At 37.9% G+C, this 11,742-nt stretch carries 10 protein-coding genes; all 10 read left to right on the top strand.

The annotated features are described in order from the left end of the window. Nucleotides 1-219 precede the first annotated feature (219 nt). Nucleotides 220-1,209, top strand: a complete 990-nt coding sequence (locus AB5170_RS15120; protein ID WP_118577957.1) for a LacI family DNA-binding transcriptional regulator — start codon at nt 220-222, stop codon at nt 1,207-1,209. A gap of 256 nt (nt 1,210-1,465) precedes the next feature. Continuing rightward, on the top strand, nt 1,466-2,716 hold the full coding sequence (locus AB5170_RS15115) for a sugar ABC transporter substrate-binding protein (protein WP_368361741.1): 1,251 nt from the start codon (nt 1,466-1,468) through the stop codon (nt 2,714-2,716). A gap of 74 nt (nt 2,717-2,790) precedes the next feature. After that, nucleotides 2,791-3,696 (top strand): carbohydrate ABC transporter permease, encoded by a 906-nt coding sequence (locus tag AB5170_RS15110; protein WP_294424077.1) that lies wholly within the window; start codon nt 2,791-2,793, stop codon nt 3,694-3,696. Continuing rightward, nucleotides 3,689-4,573 (top strand): carbohydrate ABC transporter permease, encoded by an 885-nt coding sequence (locus AB5170_RS15105; RefSeq protein WP_294424079.1) that lies wholly within the window; start codon nt 3,689-3,691, stop codon nt 4,571-4,573. The genes AB5170_RS15110 and AB5170_RS15105 overlap by 8 nt, the downstream gene beginning before the upstream one ends. 27 nt (nt 4,574-4,600) lie before the next feature. Continuing rightward, nucleotides 4,601-7,072, top strand: coding sequence for a GH116 family glycosyl-hydrolase (locus tag AB5170_RS15100; protein ID WP_294424080.1), 2,472 nt, complete (start codon nt 4,601-4,603; stop codon nt 7,070-7,072). Between the two features lie 2 nt (nt 7,073-7,074). Then, nucleotides 7,075-8,544: a glycoside hydrolase family 32 protein gene (locus tag AB5170_RS15095; protein WP_118577864.1), complete on the top strand. Its 1,470-nt coding sequence runs from the start codon at nt 7,075-7,077 to the stop codon at nt 8,542-8,544. Nucleotides 8,545-8,612: 68 nt separating this feature from the next. Continuing rightward, the gene (locus AB5170_RS15090) at nt 8,613-9,236 is read left to right on the top strand and encodes a sugar O-acetyltransferase (RefSeq protein WP_368361742.1); all 624 of its coding nucleotides are present in this window, start codon (nt 8,613-8,615) and stop codon (nt 9,234-9,236) included. Between the two features lie 116 nt (nt 9,237-9,352). Then, entirely contained in the window at nt 9,353-9,763 is a 411-nt protein-coding gene (locus AB5170_RS15085) for an MATE family efflux transporter (RefSeq protein WP_294424195.1), read from the top strand. A 589-nt stretch (nt 9,764-10,352) separates the two neighbouring features. Continuing rightward, on the top strand, nt 10,353-11,033 hold the full coding sequence (locus AB5170_RS15080) for a helix-turn-helix domain-containing protein (RefSeq protein ID WP_173717586.1): 681 nt from the start codon (nt 10,353-10,355) through the stop codon (nt 11,031-11,033). After that, nucleotides 11,030-11,742, top strand: a 713-nt coding sequence (locus AB5170_RS15075; protein WP_368365094.1) for an IS3 family transposase, incomplete at its 3' end; no start/stop codon positions are given. The genes AB5170_RS15080 and AB5170_RS15075, both read left to right, overlap by 4 nt.

Genomic DNA, 11,742 nt, shown 5'->3' with positions numbered 1-11,742 from the left:
TCAATTTTTTATCCAATTTTCATTTTGATAAAAATTAATTGAAATAAACTGTGTAAATTATTGCATAAAATGAATTTTAAGACTTTAATTTTGTAAAAAACATCCAAAAAAGATTGTAATGTAAAATGGCAAATGATATACTGTTGCTACATACAATAAGAAATACAACATAATAACAGGAAGAAAAATAGTTTGTATGAAAGTGAAGGAGGCGATTGTTTGGCTAGTATAAAAGAAGTAGCACAGAAGGCTGGAGTTGGTGTTGGTACGGTATCGAGGGTTTTAAATTCTACAGGGTATGTATCGGATGAGACACGAATTAAAGTAGAGACCGCAATGAAAGAATTAAATTATATTCCAAATGAACTTGCAAGAAATTTGTTAAGTAAGAAAAGTGGAATTGTCGCAATTATTATTCCCAAAATATCACATCCGTTTTTTGCAGAGGTAGTTTTATATGCTGAAGCAGAACTAATGAAAAAGGGATATAAGACAATGATCTGTAGTACCTACAGTGAGCAGAACTACGAAAAAGAATACATTAATATGTTGAACAGACATATTGTGGATGGGATCATAGCAGGAAGCCATATGCTGGATTTTGAGGAATATCAAGGTGTGCAGGGACCCATTGTTGCGTTGGATCGTTTTTTGGGTGAAAATATTCCTGTTGTTTCAACAAATCATAAGATTGGCGGAAAATTGGCGGCAGAGGAATTGGTTAGAAATAATTGTCGTTGTGTGTTACAGATTCAAGGCGCTCGAGTAGTTGATTCTCCGTCACATGAAAGGCATTATGAGTTTGAGCGATACATGAAAAAACGTGGTGTGACTGTTTATTCCCATGAAATGGACTGGAATGATTTTGATTATGGACAGTATGATGTAATGGCAGATATGCTTATGGATAAGTATCCGGATATTGATGGGATTTTTGCAGTGGATATGGTAGCAATTGCATGTATAAGACAGCTATTAAAACGCAAGAAAAAAGTTCCAAGAGATGTAAAGGTAGTAGCTTATGATGGAACTTATGTAGCGAAAGTTGGAGTTATGAACCTGACTGTTGTACAGCAGCCTATTGAGGAGCTGGCAAAACGTGCAGTTAATATTTTGCTTAATATGATACAGGGGAAAAAGTATCATAATAAAAAAGTGTTTTATGAGCCTACGTTACTTCTGGGAGATACGACAGATGATAAAGAATAAAACGTGGAAGAAAGTGTTACAATTTATCCTAATTGAATTTGTGCAAAATAAATAAAAAATATAAAAATGGAACGGATTCCATATAAAACTATTGACAAAAATAAGAGCAGAGTATATACTCGTAACCATAAAGGATGAGCGCACATCTAGGTAACTCGTATCAAATAATGTATTGGAGCTAAGGATTTCTGAAAGGAAATTCTTTTTAAAACACAAATGTGGAAACCTTTCCACGTTAAGGTATGGAGGTTTTAGAATGAGAAAAATGATGAAAAAAGCGATTGCATTAAGTCTTATAGCAACAATGTCTATGTCAGCAGCTACTATTGTTCATGCAGAAGATGAAGTGACTCTTAGAGTATTAAACTGGGGAAATACTGATGAGGAAAAGATTGCAAATGATGCCATTGCTCGTTTTAATGAGGAAAATCCAAATGTAAAGGTGGAACAGACTTGTGTACCGGTTGAGTCATGGTCAGACTTTATTCAGAAGTGGATTACCATGTGTACTTCAGGAGAAGCTCCGGATGTAATCAGCCTTGGTCTGGAAGCTGTTAATATGGCTGTAAGTAATGATTTACTGGTACCACTTGATGACATTATTACAGATGATGAAGAACTTACGGCTAAGAAAGATCAGTATGCACCATCTTTACTTGAAGGTTTTACTGTAAATGATTCTCTGTATGGTCTCCCGAACGGAACTCAGACAATGGTAGTTTATTATAATAAGCATATGTTTGATGATGCTGGTTTAGAGTATCCACAGGATGGATGGACATGGGATCAGTTCAGAGAAACTGCTGAGAAGCTTACCAAGGATGGTGTTTACGGATTTTGTTTCCCATGCACTTATTTCCAGCTTACACCGTGGTGGTCAACTAACAATGCAGCATTAGTTGGTGAGGATGGCGAGACACCTACTGTTAACAGTGAAGGTATTGTGGAAGCAGTAGATTTCTTAAATGGTATGTATAAAGATGGTATTTGTCCAGAACCAATCAGCTCAGACGGATACTCCATGTTTGCAAATAATCAGGTTGCTATGGTTGGTGCTGGTCGTTGGGTATTAAATACCTGGCAGGATGCAGGATTAACAAATGATGATTTTGATTGCGTTCAGTGGCCGGTAAAAGAGAAAGACGGTTCTGTATATGGAGGATCTGCATGGTGCATTGGTTTCACAACAGAGCATCAGGATCTTGCAATTGAGCTGTTAAAAGAAATGGTATCTGATGAAACATTAACAGCTGTTGCAGCAGGTGGCCAGCAGGTACCGCCAACAGAAGCATTGGCAACATCTACAGATATTATGGGAACATGCCCTGATAATATTATGGGAATCTGGAAAGCAGTTACAATTGCAGATCCAATTGCGGCTCCAAGTTATTTCGGAGATCTTGAGCAGACTTTCTTACGTGAGTTGGAGGAGGTGTTCTCTGGAGCGAAAGAACCTCAGGCAGCAATGGATGAAGCGCAGGCTCAGATTGAGAGCGCAATTCAGTAAAAGATATGGCCAGGAGGGATTTATCCTCCTGGCATACTGTAAGACCGTTTTATCCGTAAAGGAGGAAAAAATCGGTGAATAAGAAGAAAAACAGACATAAATGGGATAAAAAAGAGTTAAAAGCAGCGTATCTTTTTACACTTCCATCATTTATTGGCTTTATGTGCTTTGTACTCATTCCAATTATATGGGTAATTGTAATTTCGTTTCACAAATACAACGTGTTTACCGGTGCCAGTACTTTTATAGGGCTGGAAAACTATAAAAAAATATTTACAGATATCAGATCTTTAACTGCTCTGAAAAATACTTTATGGTACACCATATGTTGTTCACTGGGAAATACAGCAATAGGACTTATTCTTGCTGTGCTGGTTGATAATATTCTGCCAAAAAAAATAACCGTATTTTTTAGATCTGTTTATTTCTTTCCATCATTAGTAGCACTAACGTTTGTGGCAATCATATGGCAGGCCTTTTTTCAGACAGATGCAGGGGTTATCAACTATTATCTGGGACAACTTGGAATCGCTAAAATTGGATGGTTGAATGATCAGGCTTATTCTAAACTTTCTGTTTTGATTCTGGATATCTGGAAAAACTCTGGCATGTCAATGCTTTTGATATTAGCAGGATTACAGAATGTAGACCAGGGACTTTTGGAGGCTGCCAGCATTGATGGTGCGAATGTAGTACAGCGCTTTTTCAAGATAATTATTCCGGTAGCGTCACCACAGATATTTTTTGTTCTTGTTATGAATGTAACAGGCGCACTGAGAATATATGAATCTATTTATGTATTGACGAACGGAGGACCGGGAGATTCATCAAGAAGTTTGGTTATGCTGATTGCTGAAAAGGGATTTACATCGTTTGATTATGGAACGGCGTCGGCACTATCAATTATGCTTCTGATTCTTATTGGTATTGTAACGGTATTTCAATTTGTAGGAAGCAGGTGGTGGGTACATTATGAATAAGAAAATACATTTATTTGGAAAGACAATAAAAGTAAGCCATATCCTGCTGACTATTATCATGTTTGGCATAGCATTTTTGATGATTGCCCCATTTCTTTGGGTGCTTTCAGCATCATTCAGAACATATAGTGAAGCAACTTCATTACCGCCTAAATGGCTGCCTCCATTTTTTACAGAAATGAGATTAGGATATTTTAAAAAATTATTTTCAAATACTATTCCGTTTTTTGTATTTATGAAGAACAGCTTAAAGATAAGTGTGATTATTACACTTGGCATGAGTTTGCATGGTGCTATTGCAGGATATGCATATGCAAAGTTTGATTTTCCAGGAAAAAATATTATGTTTGCATTGCTGATGGTTGCAATGATGGTTCCGATTCAGGTTACGATTGTAGCATTGTATAAGATCATGACGATGCTGGGAGTGATTAACACATCCTGGGCAGTTACGCTTCCATCAATTTTCGGTGCAAGTTGTCCCGGTCTGGCAGGTGCATTTGGAGTCTTTATGATGAGACAGTTCTTTATGGGAGTTCCTAAAGAATTGAATGAAGCAGCTGCAATTGATGGCGCGGGACCGATAAGAACATTTATTTCGATTATGCTGCCAATGGCGAAATCAACATTGGCATCGTTAGCAATTATTGTGTTTACATATTCTTGGAACGATTATTTTACAACATTTATTATGATCAATGATACGGAGAAACTTACACTTCCAGTCGGAATTTTGTCAATAAAACAGCCGTTCTCAACAGGAGACAATGTAGTATTTGCAGCAGTAGTTCTTGCTATTCTGCCAGTTCTTATTGTATTTCTGATTGGACAGAAATGGATTGTCAAGAGTATGACCCATGTAGGAGTGAAAGGATAATAAATAATATATCAGGAGGTTAATGACATGAACAAAGATTTATTACATTCCAAGGTTGAGCTGTTTGAAACAGGTGGAGAGATTTCTTATCAGGGAGATGCAAACGTGGCAAAATTTCTTCTTGGTGGAATCGGAACAGGAAACATTGCAGTAGGTGCAAGAGGACAGTTATTAGATTGGGAAATTTTTAACTGGCCTGGAAAAGGACAGTTTGTACCATTTTCTTTCTTTGCAATTCGTACAAAAGAAGAGGGTGAAGAACCAGTAAGCAGAATTCTTGAATCTAAAATCAAACCACCATTTTATAAATCCCATGGATTTCTGAATGGTGAGTTAGCAGGAATTCCAAGATTTGAAAAATCCAAAATGGTTGGAAAACAGCCATTTGTTTATGTGGATTTGGAAGACAGTAAAGTTCCGGTAAAGGTTCGTATGGAAGCGTATACACCTTTTATTCCACTGGATGCAGACAATTCTGGTATTCCAACAGCAATTATTAAATATAAAGTGTCTAACCCGACAAACAAACCTATTGATGTGTCTGTTGTTGGTACAATGGCGAATGTAGTTGGTTTTGATGGATATGATGTTTTCAATAATGTTAAACTGGTAGATCAGGTTGAAAATGAATATCGTGAAGAAGCTGGATTAAAAGGCTGGTATTATAAGGCTAAAAATCTTACAGAGAAAGATATGAAATTTGGTTCCATGTCAATTGCAACTACAAATGAAAATGGAATCAGCAGAAAGAAATGGCTTCATGGTCAGTGGACTGATAACGCGCAGGACTTCTGGGATGATTTTGTTGAAGATGGAAAATTAACAGAAGAAGAGGAAATTGAAGCAAAAGGATGTGACCTTCTTGCTCATTATGACTTCAGCTTCTTAAACCTGAAGGAGAGAATCAGTTCTATCTGCTGTTCTGAAACAATCAAACCAAACGAGGAAAAAGAATTTGAATTTTTAATTTCCTGGTATTTCCCAAATCGTCCTAAGGGATGGATTGAGTATGATGCTGATTTAGAGCGTTACAGAAATGGTGGTTATGACATCATCCGTAACTATTATGCTACTTTATTTAAGGATGCATGGGATGTAAGTAAATATGTAGTAAATAAGAAAGACTATCTTGAAGGAAGCTCCAAAGACTTTGAGAATGCATTATTTAATACGTCACTTCCGGCATATGTTATTGATGCAGTTGCCTCAAATATTATGTCAATGAAGAGCCATTGCTGCTTCCGTATTGAAAATGGCAATTTCCTTGGATGGGAAGGTATTCGTGACTACGTTGGATGTGGACAGGGAAATGTTAACCATGTATGGAACTATGCGACTGCTGTTGCAAATCTGTTCCCGGAACTTGAAATTACAATGCGTAATGTAGAGTTTAACGTAGAACTGGATGATGATGGATGCATGCCTTTCCGTGCAAGAAAATGTCTGGGAGAAAGCAGATGGGATATGATTCCAGCCTGCGACGGAGAATTTGGTTCTATTCTCAGAATTTACAGAGAGTGGAAATACACTGGTGATGATGAATTCCTCAAAGGCATCTGGGACAATATGATGAAGGCACTGGAATTCTCTATTAAAGAGTGGGATACAGATGGAGACGGTGTTCTGGATGGAAAAATGCATGTCACATATGACATTGAGTTCTATGGTCCAAATACAATGACAAACACCATTTATCTGGGTGCTATCAAGGGTGTTGTAGAAATGGCAGAACATCTTGGCAAACAGGATATTGCAGATAAATATCGTGCTTTGTATGAAAAGGCTTCTGTATTAGTTGATGAGAAGCTGTTTAACGGCGAATATTATATTCAGGAGCTTGAAGACGTAGATGCATATCGCTATCAGTATGGTATTGGCTGCCTTACAGATCAGCTTCTTGGCCAGTTCATGGCTCAGGCAGCAGGACTTGGATATGTGCTTCCAAAGGAACATGTAAAGAAAGCTTTGCAGTCTATTTATAAATATAATTTCAAGGAATGCATGGATGATGTTCCTAATGTACAGAGAACATATGCATTGAATGATGAAGCTGGACTGGTTCTCTGCTCCTGGCCGAAAGGTGGAAGACCGAGATTCCCATTTGCATATTGTGACGAGGTATGGACCGGAGTTGAATACCAGGTTGCTGTAACCATGATTAAAGAAGGTATGATTGAAGAGGCCTTTACAATTATCAAGGCTATCAGAGATCGTTATGACGGTTATAAGAGATGCCCATGGAGTGAGACAGAAGCAGGCCATCATTATATCAGACCAATGTCCAGTTACTCTCTGATTCCAACACTGGCAGGCTATAGCTGTGATATGGTAAATAAGACAATGTCATTTGCACCTGTAATTAATGAAAAAGACTATACTACATTCTGGATCAATGGAAAAGGCTGGGGAACTTATCATCAGACAATTGATGATAAGGGAGAAGTCAAGAAAGAAGTAACCGTATTGTATGGAAATATTGACGATGTAAAGGTAGAATAATTATGGAGCAGGCTCTTGAAAGAGCCCTTAAAAGATCAGAAACTGAAGGGAAATGGCGGCAAAGATATCATTTTACGCCGCCGGTTTCCTGGATGAATGATCCCAATGGGCTAGTATATTATAAAGGACTTTATCATCTTTTTTACCAGTATAATCCTAAGAGCTGCAAATGGGATTCGATGCATTGGGGACATGCTGTCAGTGAGGATATGATTCACTGGAAGGATATGCCGGTTGCATTAAAGCCGGATCAAGAGTATGACTGCCATCCAGAAGGTGGCTGCTTCTCTGGAAGCGCTGTAGAGAAAGATGGTGTCTTATTCCTTTTTTACACGGCAACAACGCAAATTGACGGAGTTGTACATCAGACACAGTGCATTGCAACGTCGAAGGACGGCATGACTTTTGAAAAATACCCAAATAATCCAGTGATCAAAGAACCACCGCAGGGATTTTCCAATGATTTTCGTGATCCGAAGGTGTTTAAACACAATGGAAAATGGTATATGGTTGTTGGTGGCTGCATAGGAAGTGCTACTTTTGATGGAGATGGCCGTATTTGCCTGTATGAATCGGATGATCTTTATAATTGGAAGTACAAGGGAAATGTGCTGGAGTCCAATGGTAAACTGGGAACTATGATGGAATGTCCGGATATGTTTGAACTGAATGGAAAATGGGTAGTTACATGTTCCCCTATGAATCATCCTGATTATAATAAATCTCTTTATTGTGTAGGAACAATGGATTTTGAAAATTGTATTTACACAATTGAAAAAATGGGTAATATGGATGTGGGATTTGATTATTATGCTCCACAGTCATTTACAGACAAAGAAGGAAACAGAGTGTTGATTGCATGGCAGAATGGATGGCTGTGGATGCCCTGGTGTATAGACTGGGGTCCAACCAGTCTGGAAAATTGGAGAGGCTGTCTGAGTGTACCGCGTAAAGTACAATTGGATAGTGAAAACAACTTGTGTATGTATCCGGTAAAGGAAGTTGAATCTCTGATTTCGCAGACTGTTACCTATACAGACATGGAAATTGGTGAAAAAGCAATCAAGTTATATGATGATCCAAACAGAAGTAATCGTATAATTTTGAAATTAGATATTACTAAGATTGAATCAAGAAATCTGGAGATTTGTGTCCTTGGAAAAGAATCCAGTTATACGGCAATTCAGATTGATTTTCTGTCTAAGATTATTACTCTGGATAAGAGCTACGGAGACCACTATGAAGGTGGCAGAATGAACTGTCCATTTGAGCTGCATGATAATTATCTGGAACTTTGCATTTTGGTTGATCACAGCAGTGTTGAGGTGTATGTAAATCATGGAGAAAAGTGCATTACAACAAACGTGTATCCGGAAGAAAACCAAACAGAGTGCTGGATCCGCACACCGTATAAAAAAGCAGTAGTGGATTATGTGCAGATAGATTTTCTTACTTCATCATGGGAAGTGTAAGAAGTCTGTAAAGTTATAAGGTACTGGCTGCTTGTTTCATTCGAATAAAATATGTGGGGAATCAAAAAATGGACAACGTTTACAGAAGAGATCATGAAATGCCGTACATTGCCGATGACGCAGTTACATCACAGCAGAAAGAAACCAAAAAAGCCATCAGGGAGTATAATGAGACAATGCCTTTTGAATTGGGAAAAGGTATGGAATGTCTGGAACGTGCAGGAATCAAACATAAGGAAAATGTATATTTTGAGCCGCCGTTTTACTGCGAATACGGAAACCATATTGAAGTTGGGGAGAATTTTTATGCCAATACTCACTGTGTAATGCTGGATGTGGGAAAAATTACTATCGGAAACAACGTATTGTTTGGACCAAATGTAGGTATTTACACAGCTGGACATCCTATTCATCCGGAGAGTCGGAATTCAGCATTTGAGTATGGAATTTCTATCGCCATCGGGGATAATGTGTGGATTGGCGGAAGCTGCTGTGTCCTTCCAGGAGTAAAGATTGGAAACAACGTTGTGATTGGTGCGGGAAGCGTGGTTACAAAGGATATTCCAGACAACGTATGTGCCGCTGGAAATCCTTGCCGCGTGATTCGTGAGATTACTGATGCGGACAGGCCATATTATTTTAAAGACTGTAAATTCGATGAGGAAGCATGGACAAAAATAAATGAGAAATAAAAGAGCTCCGGTATTTACCAGAAAGCTTATAAGTCTGGTAATGCCCATAGCATTCCAACAGTTTATGCTAGCCCTTGTCAGTGCGTCTGATGCTTGGCGTAATTTCTTAGGATTCACTGTCAGCGGTATCTCTGGCAGGACAGGTTACTTTTATTCACAGCCTGCTTCTAGAAGCTATGACTATTGGTCTTTCTCTTATAGCTGTCCAGTACTGGGGCAAGGGAGATATTCTGGCAGTAGAGATGATATTCGCCTTTGTGACGAAAGTTACAACTGTGATATCACTAATCTTTACCTTATCTGCACTGCTGCTTTCGGGAATGCTGATGAGAATTTTTACAAATGACCTGGTCTTGATCTGGAGAGGTTCCCTGTATCTTAGGGTGATTGCTGCATTTGTACTGAAACTTCCGGTGCTTGCAGTTTACTTTATCATCAGTCTGGATGAAATTGTAAAGATCCCGGTTGTGTACCTAAATTATAAGAAATATAGATGGGGGAAAGATCTGACAGTCAAAAGTGAATAAATGTATAAACAGCAGAGCGGTATATTCTGAGATTACAGGTAATATACAGCTCTGTTGTTTTATATGAAAATAAATTTCCAGGAGCGTCCTGTATACTTTAAAGAGTAAAAGGAATTGACCAAAAAGAATACCTCAAGTAAATTTAGATTATTACTGACCGGGCAGTTAGTAAAAATCTAAAGTACAAGAGGTATCTTAAATGAATGTTAAAGCAAATAAGACAAAAAAGCAAGCAAATGTAGAAAATCAGGCAGTGAAACTCATTATATAAGGGCAATCGACATCCGAGGAAGGGAATTAAGCAGAAAAGCATTTGAATTCAGTGACATGGCAGAGGGCTTTGAAGCAGCTAAAGCATGAATGCTGGAGCTTGCAGTACAGAATAGAAAAAGCCAGATTGTCCTGGGGCTTGAAACGACTGGCCACTACTGGTTTACACTGGCTACATGGCTGATCACAGCTGGAATCTTCCTACCCTACCATGGTTTTTTCAATATTATTTACAGAAAAAGTCGTTGGCTTTAGTGATATGATACCTCTAAAGTAGACAGATTAAATATAAAAATCTGTTACTTTGGAGGTATTTTTCATGCCAAAATCAAAACATTCACCTGAGTTTAGAGCTAAAGTATCGCAGGAATATCTGGATGGTATAGGTTCTATTCAGTTCCTTGCTGATAAATACAGTATAGGATATTCAACACTAAAAGGATGGATTAATGAATATCAAATTCATGGGATAGCTGCATTTTGTCATCCATCGAATAGAAATAGAACTTATTCAAAGGAGTTTAAACTCCGATGCGTAGAAGCAGTTCTAAATGGAGAAGGGACTGTTGACGATATCATCGCTAAATATGCAATATCTAGTCGTTCTGTTTTGCGAAGTTGGATTAAGGTGTATAATGCCAATAGAGAGTTCAAGGATTATAATCCAAAACGGGAGGTCTATATGGCAGAGGCACGAAGAAAAACAACACTTGAGGAACGAAAAGAAATCGTTAATTATTGCATCAACCATAATCGTGACTATAAGAATACAGCTACAAAATTCAATGTTTCTTACGGTCAGGTCTATTCTTGGGTAAAGAAATATGATAGTGATGGGGAATCCGGATTAACTGACAGACGCGGTCAACGTAAAACAGATGATGAAGTAGATGAATTAGAACGTTTGAGACGTGAAAACTTACGACTAAAGCGTCAGCTGGAAGAAAAGGATATGGTTGTTGAATTGTTAAAAAAAGTGAAAGACTTCGAAAGGATGTGAGGCTGGGTAAGGTTCGTCATGAATCAAAATATCTTGCGATAGAATATTTTCATACAGAGAAAAACTGGAGTATTGGATGGATGTGTAAACATTTGGAGGTCGCAAGAGCTGCTTATTATAAATGGCTACACCGTGAAACACCTGAGGATGAAATGGAAAACATCAAACTTGCAGAGCTCATTAAGGAGTATGATGAACGCTTTAGTCATATCTTAGGGTATCGGAGAATGACTTCTTGGATCAATCATTTTAATCAAACAAAGTACAGCAAAAATAGAGTTCACAGAATTATGAAAAAACTGGGAATCCATTCCGTTATACGAAAAAAGAAGAAAAAATATAGGAATGCCAATGCAGATGAAACAACACAAAATATATTACAAAGAGATTTTTACGCAACTGCACCCAATCAAAAATGGGCTACTGATGTGACTGAATTTAAAGTGCCAGGTAAAAAAAAGAAGTTGTATTTAAGTGCCATTATAGATCTGTATGATAGATATCCTGTGTCATATGCTGTTAGTGCCAGAAATGATAATAAATTAGTATTTAAAACTTTTGATAAGGCAATTGCGTTGAACCCCTGTGCAAAGCCGATTTTTCATTCAGATCGGGGATTCCAGTATACCAGCAAAATGTTTAAAAAGAAACTTGTAAAACAAGAAATGAGACAATCCATGTCTCGGGTTGGACATTGTATTGATAATGG

Source organism: Ruminococcus sp. RTP21484sp1_RTP21281st1_A8_RTP21281_210402 (assembly GCF_040914025.1).
Classification (GTDB): Bacteria; Bacillota; Clostridia; order Lachnospirales; family Lachnospiraceae; genus Blautia_A; species Blautia_A faecis.
This window is presented reverse-complemented; position numbering and strand designations above follow the sequence as displayed.

Bases quoted from the DNA above. Each gene is read 5' to 3' on its own strand.
- AB5170_RS15115 (WP_368361741.1), top strand. From the start codon at position 1,466: ATGAGAAAAATGATGAAAAAAGCGATTGCATTAAGTCTTATAGCAACA.
- AB5170_RS15105 (WP_294424079.1), top strand. From the start codon at position 3,689: ATGAATAAGAAAATACATTTATTTGGAAAGACAATAAAAGTAAGCCAT.
- AB5170_RS15100 (WP_294424080.1), top strand. From the start codon at position 4,601: ATGAACAAAGATTTATTACATTCCAAGGTTGAGCTGTTTGAAACAGGT.
- AB5170_RS15095 (WP_118577864.1), top strand. From the start codon at position 7,075: ATGGAGCAGGCTCTTGAAAGAGCCCTTAAAAGATCAGAAACTGAAGGG.
- AB5170_RS15090 (WP_368361742.1), top strand. From the start codon at position 8,613: ATGGACAACGTTTACAGAAGAGATCATGAAATGCCGTACATTGCCGAT.
- AB5170_RS15080 (WP_173717586.1), top strand. From the start codon at position 10,353: ATGCCAAAATCAAAACATTCACCTGAGTTTAGAGCTAAAGTATCGCAG.